The organism is Paenibacillus sp. FSL F4-0236 (assembly GCF_038000135.1).
Classification (GTDB): Bacteria; Bacillota; Bacilli; order Paenibacillales; family Paenibacillaceae; genus Paenibacillus_AQ.
The window spans coordinates 5,802,333-5,825,380 of record NZ_JBBOBK010000001.1 but is presented as its reverse complement, the minus strand read 5'-3'; the positions used below and the strand labels follow the sequence as shown (position 1 = coordinate 5,825,380).

Annotated in this window: 18 protein-coding genes; 10 read left to right on the top strand and 8 right to left on the bottom strand. The window is 44.6% G+C overall.

Features of this window, described 5'->3' with window-relative positions; all coding sequences use genetic code 11:
* Window positions 1-25: 25 nt before the first annotated feature.
* Window positions 26-481, top strand: a complete 456-nt coding sequence (locus NSQ29_RS25975; RefSeq protein WP_341126433.1) for a hypothetical protein — start codon at window positions 26-28, stop codon at window positions 479-481.
* 75 nt (window positions 482-556) lie between these two features.
* Here the strand turns inward: NSQ29_RS25975 and NSQ29_RS25970 are convergent, their stop codons facing one another.
* Window positions 557-1,390: a hypothetical protein gene (locus tag NSQ29_RS25970; protein WP_341126432.1), complete on the bottom strand. Its 834-nt coding sequence runs from the start codon at window positions 1,388-1,390 to the stop codon at window positions 557-559.
* Between the two features lie 226 nt (window positions 1,391-1,616).
* Here NSQ29_RS25970 and NSQ29_RS25965 point away from each other — a divergent pair, with 226 nt between their 5' ends.
* Window positions 1,617-2,213: a TetR/AcrR family transcriptional regulator gene (locus NSQ29_RS25965; protein ID WP_076285089.1), complete on the top strand. Its 597-nt coding sequence runs from the start codon at window positions 1,617-1,619 to the stop codon at window positions 2,211-2,213.
* An 82-nt stretch (window positions 2,214-2,295) separates the two neighbouring features.
* Here the strand turns inward: NSQ29_RS25965 and NSQ29_RS25960 are convergent, their stop codons facing one another.
* Genes NSQ29_RS25960 through NSQ29_RS25935 form a run of 6 tightly spaced genes read right to left on the bottom strand, consistent with a single transcriptional unit; the run spans window position 2,296 to window position 7,489 of the window.
* The gene (locus NSQ29_RS25960) at window positions 2,296-3,162 is read right to left on the bottom strand and encodes a metallophosphoesterase family protein (RefSeq protein WP_339268272.1); all 867 of its coding nucleotides are present in this window, start codon (window positions 3,160-3,162) and stop codon (window positions 2,296-2,298) included.
* 52 nt (window positions 3,163-3,214) lie between these two features.
* On the bottom strand, window positions 3,215-3,529 hold the full coding sequence (locus NSQ29_RS25955; protein WP_339248381.1) for a DMT family transporter: 315 nt from the start codon (window positions 3,527-3,529) through the stop codon (window positions 3,215-3,217).
* A gap of 23 nt (window positions 3,530-3,552) precedes the next feature.
* A complete protein-coding gene (locus NSQ29_RS25950; RefSeq protein ID WP_341126431.1) occupies window positions 3,553-4,341 on the bottom strand; it encodes an HAD family hydrolase in 789 nt (262 codons plus the stop codon).
* 14 nt (window positions 4,342-4,355) lie between these two features.
* Window positions 4,356-5,702, bottom strand: a complete 1,347-nt coding sequence (locus NSQ29_RS25945) for an ABC transporter substrate-binding protein (protein ID WP_340975091.1) — start codon at window positions 5,700-5,702, stop codon at window positions 4,356-4,358.
* Window positions 5,703-5,736: 34 nt separating this feature from the next.
* Complete coding sequence (locus tag NSQ29_RS25940; RefSeq protein ID WP_042184188.1) at window positions 5,737-6,582, bottom strand: carbohydrate ABC transporter permease; 846 nt, start codon at window positions 6,580-6,582, stop codon at window positions 5,737-5,739.
* 25 nt (window positions 6,583-6,607) lie between these two features.
* Window positions 6,608-7,489, bottom strand: coding sequence for a carbohydrate ABC transporter permease (locus NSQ29_RS25935; protein ID WP_076285209.1), 882 nt, complete (start codon window positions 7,487-7,489; stop codon window positions 6,608-6,610).
* 218 nt (window positions 7,490-7,707) lie between these two features.
* Between NSQ29_RS25935 and NSQ29_RS25930 the strand changes: the two genes are divergently transcribed.
* The 3 genes from NSQ29_RS25930 (at window position 7,708) to NSQ29_RS25920 (ending at window position 10,846) form a co-directional block, all read left to right on the top strand.
* The gene (locus tag NSQ29_RS25930; protein ID WP_339799810.1) at window positions 7,708-8,265 is read left to right on the top strand and encodes a GbsR/MarR family transcriptional regulator; all 558 of its coding nucleotides are present in this window, start codon (window positions 7,708-7,710) and stop codon (window positions 8,263-8,265) included.
* Window positions 8,266-8,476: 211 nt separating this feature from the next.
* Window positions 8,477-9,661 carry a polysaccharide deacetylase family protein gene (locus NSQ29_RS25925; protein ID WP_341126430.1) on the top strand — a complete coding sequence of 395 codons (1,185 nt, stop codon included), beginning with the start codon at window positions 8,477-8,479 and terminating at the stop codon, window positions 9,659-9,661.
* A 168-nt stretch (window positions 9,662-9,829) separates the two neighbouring features.
* Entirely contained in the window at window positions 9,830-10,846 is a 1,017-nt protein-coding gene (locus NSQ29_RS25920; RefSeq protein WP_042184192.1) for an AI-2E family transporter, read from the top strand.
* Window positions 10,847-11,065: 219 nt separating this feature from the next.
* On the opposite strand, the gene NSQ29_RS25915 is transcribed toward NSQ29_RS25920, so the two are convergent.
* A complete protein-coding gene (locus tag NSQ29_RS25915; protein WP_042184194.1) occupies window positions 11,066-11,455 on the bottom strand; it encodes a hypothetical protein in 390 nt (129 codons plus the stop codon).
* 255 nt (window positions 11,456-11,710) lie between these two features.
* Here NSQ29_RS25915 and NSQ29_RS25910 point away from each other — a divergent pair, with 255 nt between their 5' ends.
* The 5 genes from NSQ29_RS25910 (at window position 11,711) to NSQ29_RS25890 (ending at window position 23,004) form a co-directional block, all read left to right on the top strand.
* Window positions 11,711-17,566: an S-layer homology domain-containing protein gene (locus NSQ29_RS25910; RefSeq protein ID WP_341126429.1), complete on the top strand. Its 5,856-nt coding sequence runs from the start codon at window positions 11,711-11,713 to the stop codon at window positions 17,564-17,566.
* 178 nt (window positions 17,567-17,744) lie between these two features.
* Window positions 17,745-17,963: a hypothetical protein gene (locus tag NSQ29_RS25905; protein WP_340973778.1), complete on the top strand. Its 219-nt coding sequence runs from the start codon at window positions 17,745-17,747 to the stop codon at window positions 17,961-17,963.
* 16 nt (window positions 17,964-17,979) lie between these two features.
* On the top strand, window positions 17,980-19,740 hold the full coding sequence (locus tag NSQ29_RS25900) for a CHASE2 domain-containing protein (RefSeq protein WP_341126428.1): 1,761 nt from the start codon (window positions 17,980-17,982) through the stop codon (window positions 19,738-19,740).
* Window positions 19,737-21,476 carry a FecR family protein gene (locus tag NSQ29_RS25895; RefSeq protein WP_341126427.1) on the top strand — a complete coding sequence of 580 codons (1,740 nt, stop codon included), beginning with the start codon at window positions 19,737-19,739 and terminating at the stop codon, window positions 21,474-21,476. Before NSQ29_RS25900 ends, NSQ29_RS25895 begins: the two co-directional genes overlap by 4 nt.
* Before the next feature lie 34 nt (window positions 21,477-21,510).
* A complete protein-coding gene (locus tag NSQ29_RS25890) occupies window positions 21,511-23,004 on the top strand; it encodes a stalk domain-containing protein (RefSeq protein WP_341126426.1) in 1,494 nt (497 codons plus the stop codon).
* Window positions 23,005-23,048: the final 44 nt, after the last annotated feature.

Sequence of the window (23,048 nt, the reverse complement as noted above, 5' to 3'; positions counted from 1 at the left end):
ATATACAGGTACGGGAGGAATCAGGATGTCAGACAATTTGAACCGAGTAAAGTTATCCCAGTGGGATGCGTTATTGGTAGAGTCACTTCGCTCTTTAGGCTGGTCCAATGAGGATATTCTTCGTAAAGTGGCAGAGGGCGATTTGCCCGTTGACGAGAGTGAATACGAATTTGATTATAAGCAGTTGACCACTTTGCAAGCTGAGCAGCCAGAATTGTTCGAGCAAGCGGTGAAGACAGGCTATCAGATCAAGTACAACACGATTCGTGGCATTCGTAGCTGGATATGGGTTGTTCTTGGTAAAGAGGCAGAGTTGGAGCTTGAAGAGGGTAAAGAAGCCATAGAAATAGTATTGACGACAGCCGAGAAGAACCGGCTGGAATCTGTGCTGTCATTCGGCTGGCAGATTCACGGTGGAGCCGGCGTGGAAGACGATTCCAGCGCTAACGCAAGCTACCGGATCGAGCCGATTCAACGATAACCTCTCCGAGCAGAGAAGAAATAAAGAAAGAACGCCCTTACCTTTTCCTCATGGAAAGGATAAGGGCGTTCTTGGTTAGTTCACTTCAATCCGGCCACGCCGGAAGCTGATTTCTGCTTTGCCGGTGTGCAGCTGCCACATATGCCAGAATACAAACGGAACAATCATAATAAAGTTGATGATTCCCCAATAGTTCATGACGTCTGCATTGTACCACGATGAAGCATCCATTAGTGTCGGGAACAGGCTAACGAAGCAGGCGCGTAGAAGTAAATGTGCCGCTAATGTATAGACCCGCGCAATGATGTAGAGTTCTGGGCGGCGTTTGATGATGGGATAGAGCTCGGCTGCGAGAAGAATGCATAGCGAGCTTGCAAAGAACTTCGGACTCTCGGCATAGACAAAGGCTGCATTCCAAGTTGTATAGAGGAAGTTCCAGCCGATTGTCGTATATGCAATGAGATCGCCGTGTGATTCTGTAGAAATCTTCCAATATTTTGGAGCAAAAGGGATGGTTATACATAATAGGAGGCCGGTAAGCGCATTGAACGTATTCCCCATCGTAAAGTCTTTAATGGTCGCTTCCATGATATTAAGGAATAGAACGCCATATACGAACCACAATACCCAATCCTTCTGTAACCCATTCCAGAACGGTCCTTTTCGTTTCTCGTAGTTAGCAATACGAATGAATCCAACAAATATCGTAGGAAGAATTACACTTAAAATCTTGGCCCACCGAAACCAGCCTTCGACACCGCCCATAAGCCAAAAGGGAAAGGTTAGTAAAGAAGCAATCCAGAACCAGTGGGCAAACTTATAATGCTTGCGCATGATACTGACAACAATAAGAAGCAGAACTATGTAGCCGATCATACTAACGCCGTACTGCCATGCAGGAATATCCATGATAAACCTCCTTTTTTTGTGAAAGCGTAATCATTTTTTTGCCTATACTGAGCTTCAACCCTACAATGCTTGGTTAATTCATAAACATAACAATTGTTCGGTTTTATTGTATTAGGGATTAATTGGTTCTGTCTGTGCTAATTAACACACAAAAAACAAAGTAGATTCAGTACTCTTTTCATATAAAAATAAATCGCAATAAGCGATTCAGTTGGGCGGGGAGTTTATGTCTGAGGATAGAAAATTACATATTATTGAGGCGACGAATCGTGTTATCTATCGAATGGGTATTGCGGGTACGACTATGCGGAGAATTGCCGATGAAGCCGGGCTTAGCACGGGGGCGTTGTATCATCATTACAATAGTAAAGAAGAGATTCTTTATGATGCGATGGATCGCAGTCTATCCGTATCTACGAGAATTGCCGAGGAGGTACAGCAAGGGAAGTATAGCCGCGGGGAAGTTATTGAGCAAATCAGCGAGAATGTGAAAGATCGTTTTAACAAAATAGATGACAATCGAATGCAGTTCTATCTTGCCCAGGAAGCGATACTCGGGAACGAGGAAATCTCCAATCAATTGAAAGTTAAGTATAAGAAATGGATTGGTCATACCGAGGAGCTGTTACAACGCTTGTACGAAAAACAACCCGGGAAATACAATAAAGCCATTGCCTCATTGCTGATTGGAGCTATTGACGGGATCGTTATGCAGACGCTGCTGGGTGTGGCGAATACGGATGATATTGAAGATATTTCCGAGGTATACCACAAGCTTCTTGTAGAAGGCATTCCGAAGCTGTTAGAAGCATGGGATGAATAACGCAGAGCGTGGCGGTACGGCTAATCCTTGTGCGTGTAATTCACAGAATGAAACTCCCCGCAGCTTGCTGCGGGGAGTTTCATTATACGTTTACTGCTGTATAAGCAACCTCATATTGTGCAGCTTCAATCCAGGTTCCTGTCTTAAAGTCTCTGCCCCGGACAAGCACTTTATCTCTATATACTTCCACATAGAAGCCTTGGCTGCCTGTCTTATGCTTATCTTCGTTTGTCCAAAGGTAGGCGACAGAAGCAGCATTAAACATTGTTGCCATCTCTCCATGGCCAGGGTACATAGTGTTGTCTACCTCTAACTCCCAATGGGTGTGACCAGTGAATAACAAGGTCTGGGGGTGTCTCGAAAGAATCTCTTTTAATTCCTTATCTTGAGTGACACCATACCAATCTTGTGATTCTAACGATCCAGCTACTGTATCTTTAAGCGGTTGATGCAGGAAAAGAAAGATAGGCTGATCCGGTGAAGCTTGCTCCCCAAGCTTATGCTCCAGCCAATCAAGCTGCTTAGAGGAAAGATGACAGAATTTAGGTAATCCTTTTTCTGTACCTAGAAAGATAAAATGATAGCCATTAATCCAGTGATCATGATAGGGTCCAGACATTCCAGTCTGTGACGTATACATCCCTAAGCGAGACTTCCAAATCCCGAGGCCTACATCATGATTACCTAAAGTGAAAGTAATGTCGGGCAAGTCAGCCTTATGTTGATTAATGATACGAAGCATTTCTTTATATTCAGCAGAAAAACCATGGTTTGTGACATCGCCGATATGCATAATCCCACTGCTCATTTTTCCATGTGCGGCTATATCACGGAGCGCCAGCTCAAAGTTAAGATTGTACTCATGATTTCGGTCAGCGGTGACATGCGTATCCGTGATGATCTGAAAGGTAATAACAGGCTTCTCTTCAGGTAATGTGTTCGCGCTCATGTTTAGGCATCCCCCTTCATTTTATGAATCTATGAAATACTGTGGCTGTTCACTAATGCGTCTTCCCGCTAATGTTCAGTCCTATGATCCCGGTTAGGATAACGGCTATCCATAGTAGGGAGGACAGGGTTAGCTTTTCTTCGAAGAACAGGGCTCCTATGAAAGAAATAAGGATGATTCCCGCCCCTGACCATATCGCATAAGCAACGCCTACCTTAATAGAGGTGAGGGCATAATTCAGGGAGGTGAAGCTGGCTCCATAGAACAGAAACATGAGCACGGAAGGCCAGAGCTGAGTGAACCCCTGAGATATTTTCATTGAGATGGTCCCTGAGAGTTCGAACACAATCGCTAGCATCAGAAACATCCATGCCCATATTCCTTCTATTTTCACAGGGAAGTAACCTCGATGCTGAGTTCAGCGTAAGATCGCACAATGAGATCTGCATCCGGGAGAATATGCGACGAAGCACTAATGTCTTCATTTTCAGTGATACCTATAGCTACCTGCACACCCGCTGCTTTAGCCATTCGCATATCCCCATTAGTATCACCGATAACTGCTGTGTGCGCGGGTTCAACGGCCAACCTTTCGCAGGCAAGCTGCACCATGTCGGGGAAAGGTTTACCCTGATCCACAAGGTCTGTTCCAATTACCTCGGAGAAATAGTGCCGTATGCCGAGCCATTGGAGATGTTTCTCTGCAGCATCTGTTTCATCTGCGGTCACCACGGCGAGAGGGATACCAGCACTCGCACACTCATCGAGAAAACGATGAATACCCGGCAACGAGTGAACGGGGCGTTTCTCTTCCAACATAACATCCGCTTCCAGACGGCACTGATGAACAAGCTCTATGGACTCCGCCCACGATAAACCTTGCAGATAACCCTGCCATGACAGGATGGCATAGAGGTCACTCATAGTCCCCATAGCCAGGGGGCCGTTCCGATCATAATCGGTAATGCTTCCTTGGGCATTGTGTATAGTTCCCATTAATGCAGGGAGCTGTTCTTCTGGAATCTGTAGTCCTCTTTGCTTCATATCCTTCGTGAATCGCTCTAAAAAACACTCGCCCCAGCTGCCCCAGAGGGATACGAACTGGAGCAGCGTACCATCCTTGTCGAATAGAATAGCTGCTACAGCGTATCTGCCTTGTGGCGTGATGAGCTCAGACATGAACTCCACCGCCTTTATTTTAGTTTATCAAGCGCTGCTTGCGCTGTTTCCTGTGCTTCCTTAAGTGCCTGTGCTGCAGGAATATTCTCAATCTGCACCTTATCAGCGGCGATTTTCAGCGCATCGTTGATTTTGCCGCCAGTTGGATCTTGGAATGGTGCAGAACCATGAGAAGCTTGCATCAACGGAACCTTAATCTGTGGATTGCTTTCACTGAATGACACAAACGCCGGGTCTTGCAATGCGGATTGGCGCACCGAAATATATCCAGTATTAATGGACCAAGAGGCAGTATTCTCGGCATTTGTGAAGTAGGTTAGCCATTTCATAGCCGCTTGTTTCTCACTGTCGCTAGCTTTAGATAGAATGCCGGCCATCAGTGCTTGGGCTACGGGTTTGCCCTCGCCAATCCCTGCCCAGCCTGGCTGCTCCATAGCAGAAACAATGCTAAAGTCGAGGTCACCTTGATCGCCACTGGAGCCGGTGTAGCCTGCGGATTGATTCTTCATTACATCATCAATTGTTTTGTACCAATATTCCCAGCCTTGCCCCCCTGAATGAATCCGCATGATCTTATCCTCGTGGATCCATTTGCGGAACAAATCCCAGGTTTCGATCCACTCTTTAGAGTCGATCATGACTTGTTTCCCATCCTCGCTAAGAATAGTGCCTCCTTTGCTGAGCACGGCATCAATCATGTTCCCTGAACCCCACATAGGCTCCCAACCGAAGAGGGTGGTTTTGCCGCCGTCTTTCACGGTCATTTTCGCAGCTGCGGCAGCTAGGTCTTCCCAAGTCTTCAATGTGCTCGCATCAATTCCGTTCTTCTCAAAAGCATCTTTGCGATAGTACATAACCTGTGTTGTTCCATACATCGGCAAGAAGTATTGCTTGCCATCAACCTGGCCCTGATTTAGAAAGGTTTGGACAAAATCCTCTTTATTAAAATCTGGCTGCAATGCCATAAGCTCATCTATCGGAGCGAAATATCCTTTGCGGGCCCAATCTACGTTTGAGGAGAGAGCAGCAGCAGGCACTTTTCCTGTAGCAATGGCCGCTTGCAGCTTCTGCTCGGTTTCAGTGTAGTCTGCCTGCGCGATACCTTTGACAATGACCTCTTGCTGGGAGGCATTAAATTTCTGAATCAGTGCCTCCATATTCTCACCAAGCTTACCGCCGAGACCATACCAGAACTCAATCGTTACCGGTGCATTTTGTGTAGGTGCAGCCTCTGCGGAGGGGGAGGAAGAAGCTCCATTTGCCGCTGTAACATTATCTGTACTCGCATTTCCTCCACAAGCTGTTAACATTGTAAATCCGGCAACCAAAGATAGGGCGGACAGTCTCTTCAATACGTTCATCATCATTCTCCTCTTATTAAATAGAATAGTTAGCTTATCCTTTGCTGGAACCAGCGGTCATGTTGACGCTTTGCATGATGGTTTTCTGAGCTAGTAGAAATACTAGCAGCAACGGGGCGATGGTGAATGCGCTAGCGGCCATGATCAGCGGCCATTTCAATCCGTAAGCACCTCCTTGAGTGAAGAAACTACGCAGACCGGCCGAGACCAGCTGTAGATTAGGATCTTTGGTGATGAGCATTGGCCAGAAATAGTTATTGTACTGATCAATGAAGGTGATCAGGGCTAGCACAGCAAAGGAAGACCGTGTAATGGGGACAAGAATGGTCCAGAGAATCCGCATATGCGAGGAACCATCCACTTCTCCAGCCTCTACCAGCTCATGGGGAACCTGAAGGAAGGCTTGCCGAATTAGAAAGATAGAGAAGACACTTACACAGTTAGATAGAATCAACCCGGCATATGAATCCAGTAGATGAAGCTGGGACAATACCAGATATCCGGGAAGATAAACGGCGGTGGCAGGGACCATATAGCCGAAAAGAATGACACCTGCGAACAGCCCTCTGAAGCGGAATTTCATATGCGTAAGCGCATAGGCCATCATCCCGGAATTTATCACCTGCAAAATAACAATCGACACGGCGACAAATACGCTATTGCCCATATATCTAAAGAAAGGGGCTTCGTGCCAGGCGGCTGAAAAGTTACCCCACAGCGGCTCTTTCGGCCAGATCGTCGGCGGAGACTGCCAGATTTCATCATTGGTTTTTAAGGCGCTGGTGACCATCCAATAGAAGGGGAAGGCCATGATCAGTGCAATAGCTGCAAAAAATAGATGGCGGGCCAGTTTGCCCACTCGTACGGTCGTTGCATTCATCAGTCGTTCTCCTTTACAGCAGTAGTTATTGATAATGGGTTGTCCGTTTACTAACCTCTAGTGAGATTACGGAGAGCAGCATACATATAAATACCAGAATCATTGCGACACTAGAGGCTTCTCCAATCTGAAAGGCTTCAAAGGCAGACTGATAATACATATAGAGCAAGGTACGTGTTGATCCCGACGGTCCACCTTGTGTGAGTACGTTAATCTGGTCGTATGCCTGTAAGGCACCAATGATCTGTACGATGAACAGAAACAGTGTCGTTGGCGAGATTAGCGGTAAAGTAATACGGTTGAATTTTTGCACAGCATTTGCTCCATCCAGTTCAGCGGCTTCCAACAGATCGGTAGGGACATTGCGTAGTGCCACCAAGTAAAAAATCATCGCCCAGCCTACCGATTTCCATATCGTCACGAGCAGAACGCCGAGCAGTGCCCATTTAGGATCTTGAAGCCAACCGATTTTTTCTAGACCTAAGAGGTCAAGTACAGTATTAGCAAGGCCAATTTCAGGTTCATAGATCCAGGACCAGACAATGGATACCGCCACGGTCGGCGTGACCCAAGGGGAGAAAAGCAATACCTGATAGAGGGTGGAGCCTTTCAGCTTCCCATTCATCAGGAGTGCAAGTCCAAGTCCGATCAGAATAACGGGCAGTACACTTCCCGCACAGAATAACAAGGTTACTCTTAGCGCTTTATAGAAGGCGGGATTGCTGAACAGATCCAGATAGTTGGTTAGTCCGACAAAGGTTTTCTCGGGGCTCATGAAGTCCCACTCAGTAAAGCTGAGATAAAATACATAAAGTAATGGCGCGAGCCAAAATACCACGAATGGAATCATTGCCGGCAAGGTGAAGAGCACCGGTTTCAACTCACCTATAAATCTTGTGCGTTTCATTATTTTGTCGATACCCCATTCCATCTTCTGTTTTTTGCGGTATAATTCTGAGGAAAGCTCCTCCGTTCAAAAAAAATTGTACACTCATCGAGCAGCTGCGTGGTCAAGCGGGCGTAAAGATCGATGCGAGATTATGTAAAAATTTAAGAGATTAGCGAAAGTAGTTGCTATTTTGTGTAAAATAGAAGGTAGATTCTAAGTGGAATGAAGGTGCAGCTATGAAACAGGTAGCCTTTGGTGAAGAGAATAGAGACTTATCTCCACGCGAGCAGCTGCTGCGTCCGATGATTGATGCAATTGCTCAGACGATGGACTTATATGGCGCCAATTACTCATTCGGGCAGCTGTATGGAATTATGTTCTTTGAAGACCGGCCGATGACGCTTGAAGAGATGAAGAATGTGATGAATATGAGTAAGAGTAATATGAGCTATGGAGTTCGTTCTTTGATGGCTTCCAAGATGGTGACCAAGCTGGAGGAGAAGCGGGAGCGAAAGGATCTGTATGCAGTGGAAACAGATTTCTTTCAGACCTTTAAGAATTTTTTTGGAATGAAGCTGCAGCGGGAGATTGATGTCATGAGGCAAGCCTTGGATGTTGTTATTCCTGAGCTGGAGGGATTGGTTCATGCCGTGGATACGCCTGAGGAGGAGCGGCAATTCTGCCTGAAGGATCTGGAGAAGCTGGAGCATGCCATTCAATATTATGATTGGCTGCAGCAGTTTGTGGACGAGCTAGGGGAAGAAAATTACTTTGTAGACAAGAGAAGGTCCTAGACCGTCTACAATTACAAATAGATGTACATAATTATATATAGATCTCCATGTGAGGGAGGTGTTCCTTAAGTCAGTTCAGGCTTAGGGTTCGCCTCCTATTTTTATGATAAGAAACAAAATAAAAAAGAAAATGTAACCAAAAGTAGGTGGAACTGTCACCAAATATGTAGTTACATAGTGAATAAAAGATCTTTTTAAGGAGATTCAGAGATTGCATACGAAAAAATATATGATACTTTTAGTCATTGTTCTGCTAATAAGTCTTGCTGCTATTTTCAACAATCAACACGAGTCTTCTGCAGTTACTATAGATGTGAACGGTCAAATCATTAAGACAGTAGCTACATATCCGGGCTCGCCTGATGAGCTAATGATTCCCAAGGCTGCAGCAGAACAGGCCCTTAATATGCATATCGGCTGGCAGAAGCAGGGGGCACTTCCGAAAGGTATTTACTATAGAGACCATGTAGCTGTGCTGATGTACCATCATCTTTCAGAGAAGCCAATGCCGCAGTTTCCTTGGATCTTATCTGCCGATCGGTTTGATGATCAAATGAACCTGCTGAAGCAAGAAGGGTTTCACGTGATTACGATGGAACAATACCGTGAATTTATGCTGAATGGCGGCACGGTTCCAGATAATGCGGTGCTGCTGACTTTTGATGATGGATATGAGAGCTTTTATGAGTTGGCTTTTCCTATTCTCAAAAAATATGGCTATACGGCAGTGAATTTTGTTATCGTATCTACGATTGATCACCCAGATCCGAATAGTGTGCCGAAGCTCAATTGGGAGCAGATGCGGGAAATGAAGCGGGACGGGATGGGATTCTATAGTCACACGTACGATTTACACCATTATGGTATCGTGGATGCTGAGGGTGGGGAGCGGCCAGCCGCCAGTGCTTTGTTATATATCGATGATGAGAACAGAAACGAAATGAATACGGAGTACTACAGCAGAGTTACTCGTGATTTAGCCAAGGCGGAGCAAAGACTGAAGGAAGAGCTGGGGAATACCGATTCAGCGGTTGCCTTTCCTTATGGATCATACAATGACCGATTGCTATCGGCATGTGATTCACTCGGAATTTCGCTAACATTTAAAATCCAGGATGGGATCAATGCGAGAACGGACCGAAATGCCTCCCGGATCAACGGGGGAAGTCAGAGTCTAACTGCAGTCCAAACTCTTGAGCAGGTTAAACATATAGATTCACCTATGGAATTAACCCTGAATAACCAAAGAGTAGCTCTGATAGGAAGTGCGCCCGAAATGAGGAAAGGGACCCTGATGGTTCCGTTTATACAATTATGCAAGGATCTACATATTGATCTCAACTACGATCAGAAGAGTCGAATCGTTAAGTTAATGAACACAACGGGAGGCTTATAAACGGCAAAGGAAATGTATGGAATGGATATCAGCTTTCCCTATGTTCATTAGGAGTTTACAAAAAGTGAGAAATTTCGCCAATTTGGGCGAATCACTAGTTGCTATAAGTGAATTCCTTACTGTAGACTATAATTAGAGTACTAATTGGTAGGCGAATGGAGAGAACAGATGGAAGTATTTAAGCGTTATTACGCGAATTTAACGGTCCGGCGTTTTTTTATTTTGGGGCTGGTTGCCCTGCTGCTATTCAGTATTAGAGATATGCTCAATTTAGTACTGTTAACATTTCTGATTGCTTATGTAATGAACAGCTTTCAGGTGCTGCTCACGAAGCGAATCAATAAATATGTTGCGGTCAACAGTAAAGTCATTATTGTTATTTTGTATTTAGCTCTGATTGCTCTGATCGTAGTGACCTTAGTGAATTATTTACCGAAGGTCTTCACACAGATAAAGCAGTTAACTAATTTTCTGACCAGTTTAACCCCTGCAAACATTCCGCAGAACGAAATCGTGCAGTATTTATTTGCCCAGCTTAAGGATTTGAACTACCAGTCTTATGTGAAAGATGGTCTTGAATACGTCCTGAAAATAAGTAATTGGGGCACAAGCTTCGTATTATCCACCATTCTGAGCTTTGTCTTTATCCTTGAGAAGAACAGAATTGTCAGTTTCACTGCCCGTCTTAAAGAGAGCAAGATTTCTTGGTTCTATGTTGAGCTTGAGTATTTCGGTAGAAAATTCATCTCATCGTTTGGTAAAGTGATCGAAGCGCAAATTCTGATCGCGCTGTTTAATACATGCTTTACGGTGATCGGACTCTGGATCTTAGGTTTTCCGTATTTATTCGCCTTATCGATTATGATCTTCCTGCTTAGTTTGATTCCAGTTGTAGGTTTTGTGATCTCCTTAATACCACTTTGTATTATTGGTTACAACATTGGTGGCATAGCAATGACGATATATGTATTGGTTATGATCGCCATACTACATTTTGTTGAGGGTTATTTCTTAAATCCAAAACTGATGTCATCCAAAATGAATCTGCCTATGTTCTACACCTTTATCGTACTTCTCTTCTCTGAGCACTATATGGGTGTATGGGGTCTAATTCTCGGAATTCCAATTTTTGTATTCTTCCTGGATATACTGGAGATCAATAGAGATAACAAGATAGAGACTTAGGAATTCAGTTTAATAGCGTTGAATATACGAAGAGGGTGATCTGACAGCCATTCAATGGCTATCGGATCACCCTCTTTATTTAAATATAAGAATTTATAATCTCCACGCTATATATTATCCTTATATTTCTCGCATAAACGCTTACCGTCCATTAGGGACGCCCAAGGCGTTTTAGCTTGGGCGCGGAGAAATGTTATACGGCCACTATATGTATCTTTCTTAGCCGAAAGAAGTGAGAACGCTCTCCGTAACGATGTCCCTCAGCTCCGCTTTGTGTGCTGCATACTGCTCGGCTGTAATATTTCCGGAAGCTAGTCGTGAATCTAGCTGTTCCGTTAGCTGGGTTACCTGTAGATCGATCACATCTTCAATATCTGTGTTTTGTTCTATTGCAATATCTTGAAGTGATTTGCCGTCATATAAGGCATCGTACAGATCATCATCTGTGGGTTGGTTAAGGGCTTTCAATAATAATTCGTCTTTATCCGCAACACTTGTGGTGGACCATTGAGTTGACGAGCTTGCGTTAGCAGTAAGGCTACTCCAAGCATTTCCGAAAGACATTACTATAACTACGGTTCCTACTATAATCACTCTTTTTATATCCATTAGAGTCCTCTTTTCTTATTTTACGAATAACGTTCTATGGTTTCTGTTGAAAGTGTCTGTGATGGTTGTGGTTTAACTTATTTCTATTATAACCCGGAAAGCTGAGCTGAAGCTTAAACAATATTTAAGATAACCTAAAGATTTAACATTGAAATGATATAGCGATAATATACCCCTAGTATAATTTCCAGATGATCTAAATTGCATATTTATGCAGAAGGGTCACAATCAAACTTACGGGGAGTGTTCGGAGTTTTGAGAATAACAGCAAAAGCTAAACGTTTTCTATCCAGCGTAATTGCAAGTAGTTTGATGTTGGGGATCATGGTTCCAGCAGGATATGCGGAAGAACAGCGGCCGGATACAGAGCAGACATCTTCCGAATTAGGAGCACATTTTGATGAACAGGTTGAGCTCAACACGCTTTTAAGTCAACCGACTGTAATGACAGATGTATACGCGACACCAACCAATCCAGGCTCTTTACTTATTACAGAGGTTGTTCCAGATACTAAAAATGTAAAAGGCGCGGATGGTAGCTCTGTAGATGGTTACGAATTTGTTGAGGTTTACAATAATACGGACGAGCCGGTTAACTTTAAGGATTATTATTTCTTTTATAATGACAAAGATACTTGGACACCAAATGGCGATGCGGTCATACCGGCGCATGGAAATATCGTCTTCTGGATTATGAACGGCAATAATCTGAGTGTTCCTGCCGAAGATTTCATCAAAAACTTTAATCCTTCAGCATCTCTGCAGGAAGGTGTAAACCTGTTCCGTATTAACGGTGGCGGTGGTATGGCAAACACTTCTCCGCGCAACTTACAAATTAAAAGTAAAGCAGGAGATGCTCTTATTGTCTCTGCTTCTTATGGAAAAGAACAGGTGAAGGAAAACAACGGGATTCTCTATAAGTATTCGCAATCCGACAGCTCTATGATGAGTCTCATGGCGATTTCGGGAACGGTTGCGGCTACACCAGGAACCGTAGATCCAGAGCAACTGCCTGAGCTAGTACCTGGAGACAAGCAACCGGTAATTGAACACCACTCGCAGAGCAGTGTGGATCCAGCGGATCTTCCCGTCACCGCGAAGATTACGAACCTAGAGATTGGACCAGACGGAACGCTACCGGTAGTGAAGTTGCAATACGGCTCTCCTTCTCAGGTGAAAGATACGGTAATCACCATGACCTCAAAAGGTGAGGGGGAATACACGGCCGTGATTCCTGCGGCTGCACTGGAAGAACCAGAACTGCACTACAGCATTCGTGTAAACAATGTAACAGAGAGCTATTCTGTTCATGTGAACCTGCCTGCATTTGATTCGAATAATGTGCCGCCGCTGTTAATTACAGAGCTGCTGCCCAATTCGACGAATGTAAAAGGAACGAGCAGCGATGCTTTTGAATTCATTGAGGTATATAACAATACTGATGCACCGATTGATTTTAAAAACTACAAGATCTATTATCGCTATCCTGATAAAGGCAATGCTTCCGATGTGAAGTGGCCCTCTACGAAAGAGAGTTTTGTAATTCCTGCACAGCAGTCCGTAGTGTTCTGGGTTATTAATAGTGCTAACAGTACATACACCGCTAGTGATTTTAATGCAGAATTCAACACTAATCTGATGGATGGCACAAATCTCTTTCAAATCAAAAGCGATGGGATGGCGAACTCTGGCCGCCGGGCCGTCGTAATCAAAAGTAATACCGAGAAAGAAATTTCCTCTGCGTATTATGATGCTGATCTTACCTATGATGGTGGGGCTAAAGGTGACGACACCAAAGAAAATAAAGCCCTTCTATACAAGTATCCTGTGAATGGGCAAAGTAAAATGCTCAAGATTAGCACAGGATCAGCGGTTCCGTCACCAGGGCAGGTAGATGATGCACTGCTTCCTAACACACCGATCCATGTGGATCCGGATACCGAAAATCCGACGGTAAATGATCTGACTGCTGTAACGGAGATTGATCAGTCGATGAGTCTGGATTTGAAGGCTTTCGCGGATGACAATAAAGCCGTTACGTCTGTAGAAGTAAGGGTAGCTTCGGATAAGCAGCCTGATTTTGTCAGCCATAATCTATCCCAAGACTTTAACGATAGCTTGTATCATTATAAATTGTCGTCTGCTGATTTGATCGGCAGAAATGAAATACAGTATTATTTCGTCGTTTCCGATGGCACAAATGAGACTGAATCTCCGGTAATGAAAGTGAAAATTACAGGTGGTCCAGATCAATCATCACTTCGTTTGAATGTGAAGGATGGGCAATTCATTAATGGCTCTATGACGGTAAAAGGAACCTCTGCTACCGCAAAGGCTGATGAAGTGGGCCTGAGCATCGACAATAAGGTGCTTGGCAATAACGAGGTATATGCCGCGCTTGAGAATGATGCTTACTTTGTATTTGATGCGAAGAATGTAGATTATTATTTCAAAAACGGTATCACCATGGGACCAGAAGAATTAGGGGATGCGAGTATTCTATACACCTTTATGGACCCGATTACTACGTATACGACATTGACCTTCCCGATCTCCTCTGCCGCTTTGCAAGTGGGCAAGGATAATGTGATCTACATTCGGGCGGGCTCTAAATCATCGCCTTTTGACCCTCGTCCCGAGGAGAATAAAGATGATTTTGAAGTAAAGAATGTGCGCCTATTACTTGCAGACGGTACTGAAGTTTGGGACCCTGCTTATGCAGAACGTGATAAAGAAATTAAGATGGGGGACAGCGCAGGTAAGCATGAATCCATCGGCTTCCGGTTCGATCTGAAATCTGATTTGTTCCGTTCGAAGGCTTATAACTGGAATACTACAGAAGTAACGGACGGAGAACATAAAGTAACAGTGACCGAAGGTGGATCCAAGGTATCGTCAAACGTAGTTGTAGACAACACGCCACCATCCATTAAAGCATCGATTGAAGATGGAAAAACTTATCGTGGTAATTTCGTAATTACTGCTGAGATCAAGGATACTTACGCAGGTGTAGATAAAGTTAGCGTGAAGCTGGACGGCAATGTTATTGAACTGCCTTATGCTACTACATCCGGAAAGTTGTCCGGTGGAGACCATACGCTTTCTATCACCGCATTGGATAAGATAGGTAATCAGGTGGAAAAGGTAATTACATTCCATGTACCGAATGAAAATCCATTTGCACCACTCCTGATCTCACCTCAGAACTGGGAGATTGGTGTGGGTACGAATCCGACCTTGAAGGTTAAGGTTGAAGATCCTAACCAGGATAAGATGGATGTTACCTTCTATAGAGGCTTCAAGTACGATGGTAACCATCCAGAGCAAGGATTTACTGGATTTAAGAACGCATCCGATACAGAACCGCCGAAGCAATCCGTTCCTGCGGGCGAAGAAGCCCTTAACAGTGACGAATACAGCAAAATAAGTTCAGTTGACGGAAAGTACTTAATTAACGATGCTGTTGAGCAATTCCCATATCAGCGCTATGAAATTAAGCTGGATGAATCGGTGAAGGCTTCAGATCGTGTGGATATTGAATGGAAGGGTAATTCACTTCCAGGTCGTAAAGTAAGTCTCTACGCGTGGAGTCCTGCTGAAGAAAAGTGGATACAGCTGGATCATTTAATTGCTGGTACTGAGGATTTTGAACTGAAATCTACGGTGACTGTTGGAGAATTCGCTAGCGGAGATAGCATTGCTGTCATGGTTCAGGATGAGATTGCGTCCGCGACTAAGACTGCACCTACAGTTACGCAGGATACCTATGATTTTTCTTTTGTATGGATGTCTGATACGCAATATTATTCTCAAAGCTACCCTTACATTTATCAGAAAAATGTAAAGTGGATTGCCGACAATAAGGATAATTTGAACTTGAAATATGTAATTCATACCGGAGATGTAGTGGACAAATCCTATCAGGAATATGAATGGCAAGAAGCCGATCGGGATATGAAGGTACTTGAGGATGCAGGTATTCCATATGGTGTTCTTGCGGGTAATCATGATGTAGGCCATCAAACCGGAGATTACACGAAATTCTGGCAATACTTTGGGGAATGGAGATTTAAGGACATGCCAACCTTTGGCGGATCCTATGACAACAACCGGGGCCATTATGATTTAGTATCTGCGAACGGAAATGACTTCATTATCGTATATATGGGCTGGGGACTGGCTGAAGAGGAAATTGAATGGATGAATGAGGTCGTTGCTCGTTATCCAGAACGTAAAGCGATTCTTTGTCTTCATGAATACCTGCTCGTATCTAATAACCGCGCACCGATTGCCGATACGATCTTTGAAAAGGTTGTAAAACCTAACAAGAACGTAATCGCAGCTTTATCCGGTCATTATCATGATGCGGAGCTTAAGGTAGATGAGTTGGATGATAATGGAGATGGCATTGCGGACCGCAGTGTATATCAAATGCTGGCAGATTATCAAGGTGCCGAAGAGGGTGGACTTGGTTATATTCGTCTGCTTCAGTTCGATGTAGCTAACAACAAGCTTCGTGTGAAGACTTATTCGCCTTACTTGGATGATTATAATTATTATGATGAAAATGAGTTCCCTGGCAAAGATGAGTTCGTACTAGATCTCGATCTGCAGCCTGTAACCAAACGTGTAGCTACCGATTACATTGGAGTTAAGGTTTACAGTGATCAGACAATTGCGACCCAGCAGCAAGTAGAGAGCGGTACGGAGACTCAGGTCACTTGGAGTAAGCTAAATCCAGAAAGCTACTACCAGTGGTATACAAAAGTCGAGGATGATAACTCTGGTAGTGTGCTTTCAGACATTTGGGGCTTCTACACTGGGAAAGAGAATGTAACACCGACACCAACACCAGAGGTATCGCCATCGCCAGAAGTAACGCCGACACCAGCACCAGAGGTGACATCGGCACCTCCAGTAGTTTTGCCAGTGCCAACAGTGACTCCAACGCCTACAGCCACACCTGGAGCGGGAAAAGGAAACATTGAACTGGCATTAGGAAGTAATGGAACGTATACAGCTGATCCGTCAGCCTTGAAGAAGCTGATAGAGGAAGCTGCTACAGGGGGAAGCCTAAAGATTAGCGTAGGCGGGGCAACCTCGGCTCAAGATCAGATTAGAATTGCACTTGATGCAACGAGCATCCAACAGGCTGCCGACAAGAAGCTGAATCTGAATATTGTATCTTCCAGCGTTACATTAAGCGTACCAACAAGCTCTTTACCAGCGATCCCGGCCGGCAGTGAAATGCTGCTGCTGAGCGTTGATACAACTACGACAGCTGTACAAAGCAATGTCGCTGGAATAAGTCCATCCAAGGCAACCGTGACGCTGAACCTCAGTACCACAGCAGGCGGCAAAGAAACGGCTATTCATCAGTTTAAAGGTGCTGTTACGATTACCCTGACGCTGACGAAGGAACAGCTTGCTAAGCTTGATACAGATTTTGCGGGTGTCTATTATGTAAATGGCAGTACCTTGGAATATTTGGGTGGAGTGTTTAAAGGCAATACCGTTACCTTTACAACAGATCATTTCTCTTCCTTCGCGGTACTGGAATACCATAAGCAATTTAGTGATACCGCTGGTCACTGGGCAGAGCTGTACATTTCCAAGCTGACGGCTAAGCATGTGATTAAGGGTATCGACGATACGCACTATGGTCCACAAGCGAATGTAACCCGTGCAGATTTTGTTACACTAGCCATTCGTTCACTCGGATTGAATGAGACAAGTGAAACTACGGGGAATGGTGCTTTTGCAGATGTATCAAAAGATGCTTATTACGCATCATCAATAGACAAAGCTGTCCAGCTTGGACTCATCCAAGGCAGTGATGGCAAGTTCCGTCCTAAAGATGCAATTACACGTGAAGAAGCGGCTGTTGTCCTGCAGAAATTGATACAATACAAAGCTGGAGTGCAGTCTTCCATTGCTGCTACTGCAAGCTTTAAGGATATAAACAGCGTATCAGAGTGGGCGAAGCAAGCGGTAAGTGAATTGCAAGCTAAGGGAATCCTTGACGGTAAGGGCGACAATCATTTCGATCCTCGTGGCAAAGTAACCCGTGCTGAAATTGCAAAACTGTTATATGGAATAATCAATTTATAAGAATAGTATGGCAAAGGCAGGCAGAGGTAACTCTGGCCTGCCTTTGTCATTTTTTGCACTCTATATTCCTTTTCTTCTAGCAAAGCAGGAAATTCTTACTATTCATATGATTTTTCATATATAATATTTTTGAATAAATTTTTAATAGACATAATCTAGCTTCCTGCTGGCAGTCATAATGATATCTTTCGTTGTTACACTAGTTATTCACGATGATCCGGCAGTTATTCTCCTTGTTACGGCACTTCTTCCAATTGGCGCAGGAATGGGTATTCATCCACGATTGCTTGTATTCCTTATTCTGTTATCCACTGCCCCCTTCTTCTTTGCTTATCAATTACCAACGTATTTGAACGCTTATTATAGCGCTGGCTCGGACTCATTGCATAATACATAGATTGGAGAAACGAACCTTGAGAGTAAAGTTAGCACATATTTTGCTTCTACTTACGGTAATTTTTGCGGTTGTACTGTATAGAGGGAGTCTTGACTCCATTGATCATCTGTTACAAGACCGCGTGATGCAGCACGAGAGGTCTGTGGATACAACGATTGCTATCATCGGGATAGACGACCAGAGCTTGGAGGACTTTGGCAGCTGGCCGTGGAGCAGAAATGTTCATGCACAGCTGTTAGATACGCTCTCCGAGGGACATCCAGCAGTGATCGGTTTTGACCTTACGTTCCCTGTAGGCTCGGAGGACCCGGAGGCGGATACAGAATTCGCTGCGGCTGTGGCCCGTGCGGGGAATGTAGTTTTGCCGGTATATGGCACATTTGCGCCAAATACCGAGCAGGGAAAGATCGAAGCGCTGGAGCTATCCCAGCCGTTTGAGGCTTTGCGGAAGGCCGCGGCTGCAACCGCCCATATCAATACTATTACCGATACTGATCGAGTGGTGCGTAAGGCTCTTTATTCTTTTGACTATGAAGGGGAGTCTATTCACAGCTTGTCATGGACGGTCTACCAGAAATATCGAGAGGCGATGGGGGGCACTGCTGATCCGCAGAAACTCCCACTGGATGACTTTGGGCGCTTTTATATCCCTTATTCAGGTGGCAATGGCGACTTTGAGGAGATTCCTTATTCGGCGGTTCTTAGCGGAGAGGTTCCACCATCTTATTTTGAGAATAGAATTGTGCTTATAGGGCCCTATGCTACAGGGTTTAAGGATGACTTCCTAACACCAATTAGCGGAAAAAATACGTTATATGGTGTGGAAATTCATGCAAATATCATTCAATCTCTACTGGACGATAATTATAAGCGGGTACTGGATTGGAAGTGGAACGAGGTAGTGTTGCTTTTTGTTGCGCTCCTAGCCTATCTACTATTCCGTAAAGTGAAGATGCTATATTCCTACGCGGTCATTGTGGTCATCATTGCACTTCTTATCTTTGCAGGTCGTTTTTTCTATGACCAAGGGATAGTAATTTCACTGGGTTATGTGATTCCCTTTCTAATCGTTAGTTGTATTATCGTAATAGCTTTTCAATATTTAGAAGAACTGATGGAGAAACGTAGAGTTACGGATATTTTTGGTCGATATGTTGCCCCGCAGGTTGTCGATCAAATTCTCAAGAACGGTAAAGAAGGGCTGAAGCTGGGAGGAAGCCGCAGAGAGCTAACCTTGTTATTCGTTGATATTCGCGGGTTCACTCCGTTGTCGGAGGCTGCTGAACCAGAGGAGATTGTTGAGATTTTGAATGAGTATCTGGATCTGACTGCGGGTTGTATTTTTAAGTATGATGGCACGCTGGACAAGTTTATCGGGGATGCCACGATGGCGATCTTTAATGCTCCATTGCTGCTGGAGGATCATCCAATGCAAGCGGTGAAGGCGGCGTGGGCGATGAAGGAAGGCTCGGCTGCGGTGGAACAAAAGCTGTTCGAACGGTTTGGTCTTGTAGTGAAATTTGGTATCGGGGTGCATACTGGTCCAGCTGTATTCGGGAATATCGGCTCCAAGACCCGGATGGATTATACAGCGATTGGCGACACCGTCAACACGGCAGCCCGTCTGGAAAGCAATGCGAAGCCTGGACAAATCCTCATCAGTGAGGCTACCTACGCTTTTGTAAAAGATAGAGTATCAGCCGTTTCATTAGGAGAGATCAAGGTAAAGGGCAAGGAACAAGGAATCAGTGTCTATGAACTGGAGGGATTGAGATGAGGTCGTTAAAGCTTACACTGTCGTTTATGCTGTTGTTCAGTATTCTTTGGCCAGCAGTTGTCACAGAGGCGAAGGATAGCGTCAAAGTTGGGAAAATAACTGCGGTCTCAGGCAAGTCTGAAGTGAGAAAGAGCGGTGGAACGAAGAAATTCAACGCTTTTAAAGGAATGGCGATTACCCAAGGTGATACGATTATAACAGGCAATGATGGGCAAATTAGCCTCGATCTTGATGCTAACAAGGAAGTTACGATCGGAGCTAGCACTACGCTTACCATTAGCCAATTAGTAGAAAGCGCAAAGGCATTGGGTGGGAAAACAAGCCTGAAGCTGCAAAACGGGCAAGTCCTGATCAAGGTGAAAAAGAAGCTGGATGGCGATTCTCGCTTTGAGATTGAGACACCAACGGCTATTATGGGCGTTATGGGTACAGAGTTTTTTGTAAGCGTTAATAGCCAAGGCAATGTAGTCCTTAATAATGGGATAGGGAATAACGGCGATTATCTGGGAGTTCTGGAAGGAACAGTTCATGTAGTTTCGACTATTGATCCCACGCTGATTGAGCGTATGATAACAGCCTCCCAGCAGTTAATTATGGAGAATCAACAATGGATAGAGTCGCAGTTGTCCCTAAATGCATTACCACAATTTGCGCTAGAGCAGCATTTGAAATATCTGAACGAAGAAGAGGTATTGGAATTCGAATCGGCTAAGAAAAAAATCGAGCAACTACTCGAGCAAATAAAAGCCGCTATGCCCGTTCACTCAAGTCCGCCTATTCCAACAATTCCACCTCAGATTAACTATGATCTATCTAGTTCAGCTCCCTTAGATATAACGAGACCAACATCGCCGACGAGACCTACACCAACGCCGACACCGGAACCGACGTCAACACCGACGCCGGAGCCAACAGCAACGCCGACGCTGGAACCAACACCAACACCAACACCAACACCAACACCAACACCAACACCGTCGCCGGAGCCAACACCGGAGCCAACACCGGAGCCAACACCGGAGCCAACACCAAATCCACTAGGTGCGCCTGAGTTAGACCAGCAGGAATTTAGAGAACATATCTATGACTATCTCGTCCGTGATAATGAGATTGTTTTGCCGTTTACTGCACCATTAGTCTTTAATATCACAGATGACTCTAATCCTAATGCTGCGAGGGATGGGGTGAGTGTTACTTTGAATCAAAGTGAGGACAAGCTCGATTTAGGTGAGGTATATATTCGAGAGAATAAGCTTCACATTCAGCTGCGTGAATCACTTCCTTATAGCTCTTTCGTTCAAATCAAGGTGAACGGCGGTTTGTTAAAGAATGCCCTTTCCGGGGGTGAAGTACAGGAAGAGGATCAACTGATAGCAGATGGCGGTTTTACCTACAAGGGAATGATCACTCCGAGTTATTTTAACCATACTGGCCCTATAGGTGAAGGTGAAGCACCAGAATTTATCATCCATTCGCTGGGTTATGATGTAGGGGAGATTAGATATCATTATGAATATTCTGAGGGAGATCCATCTTCACTAGAAGATACAGATTATGTACTGGAGCGGAACGGTGAGAATACCTTTGTGCTTAAACTTACTCCGGAGTTCTTGAATGGATTATTTCCCGAACCTTATATCGTTACCATTCCTCTCGTGAGGAATGAAGATACAGAAAACGGCCCTGTTGAGGTAGTAGTAGACAACCTCCAGATTAGATTATCTTTGTTATTTTAAAGGCGCAATAACCTTCGAGAGGAGAACAAACATAATGAAAAAGGAACTCATCTCCATCGTTTGTGGATTTATGCTCATAAGCGCAGTGCCATCTAGCATCGTTACCGCAGTGCCATCTAGCATCGTTACCGCAGAGGCAGTACAACCCGTAAGCGGCAACGTTCAAGGGAGTATAAATCAGAATATCTCTTCTAACGCTGTACTCTCTCTTAAACAGCCATGGGGATTGACTGCTGTATCTGGCAGCAATGATCTCATTATCGTACAGTCCGGAAGCGGTACTATCAGCAAGTGGAGTAATGGTGAGCTGCAGACAGTGGCTGGACAAGGTGCAGAAGGATATATCGATGCGAATAGTGCAAAGGCCTTGTTTAATCATCCGACGTATACCGCTGCTGACAGTAAAGGCATTATCTATATCAGTGATACCGACAATCATGTCATCCGTAAAATTAAGAATGGAGAAGTATATACCTTCGCAGGAACGGGAGCGGCTGGCTATAAAGATGGACAACCCAATACCGCGCAGTTTAACGCGCCGGGTGGATTGGCAATAGACAATAATGACAATGTATATGTAGCCGATACGCTGAATCATGTGATTCGCAAAGTTACACCGGAAGGTATTGTGACTACTTTTGCAGGTCAGCAGGGTAATATTGGTGCTTATTTAGATGGTTCGGTAGCTTCGGCCAAATTTAATGAGCCCGTGGGTCTTGTGTTCGATGAAACCGGTAATCTCTATGTGGCTGACAGTGGGAATCAGATGATTCGATTGATTAAAGGCAATATGGTTGAGACCTTTGCGGGCAAAGCAACGACAGTTGATCCAGTGACTGGATATATGGCTGGAGGGTTCCACAATGGAGATCGTCTGTCTGCGCTGTTCAATCGTCCTCGTGGACTCGCCTATGCCGATGGAGTCTTGCTGATTGCTGATAGTCTGAACCATAGGGTTCGGGCCATTCAGAAAGATGGAAGAGTCATCACAGTTGCAGGGCAGGGCACCTTGGGAGATCAAGTTGGAGCATTGGATAAAGTGATGTTTAATCAGCCTTCCGGTGTTGCGTTTGCTTCCGGGAAATTGTATGTGACGGATACGCTGAATAACAAGCTGAAGGTATTGAGTCTCGATTTGCAAGCCCTTAAGCCACTGCGTAGCGAGGGTGATCTGCTCGATGCAGTCTCGTTACTACCAGTGGGTAAGGACATGCAAGTATGGTTGGACGGAGTACAGGTGAAATTGAATACTAACAATCTACCACTTGAGCAATCCGGCAAAATTTATTTACCGGTTAGAGCGCTATTTAGCGCATGGGGAGCGGACATTCGTTGGGATTCGGCAAGCAAAGAGACGATGATTAGCAAAGAGGAGTGGACACTTTCCCTAAAGCCAGATGCAAGCCTTAATGTGGAAAACATAAAGGGCACTTTATATGTGGCAGCTGAATATTTGCCGACGGTTTCAGCTTTTATGCAGGTTTATGATGAGGACAGTCATGCAATTGTGCTGGAAAGTGGCCAATAATGGTTCGTTATTATAAAAGTTAAGGCTGTCGAGAAAAATCTCGA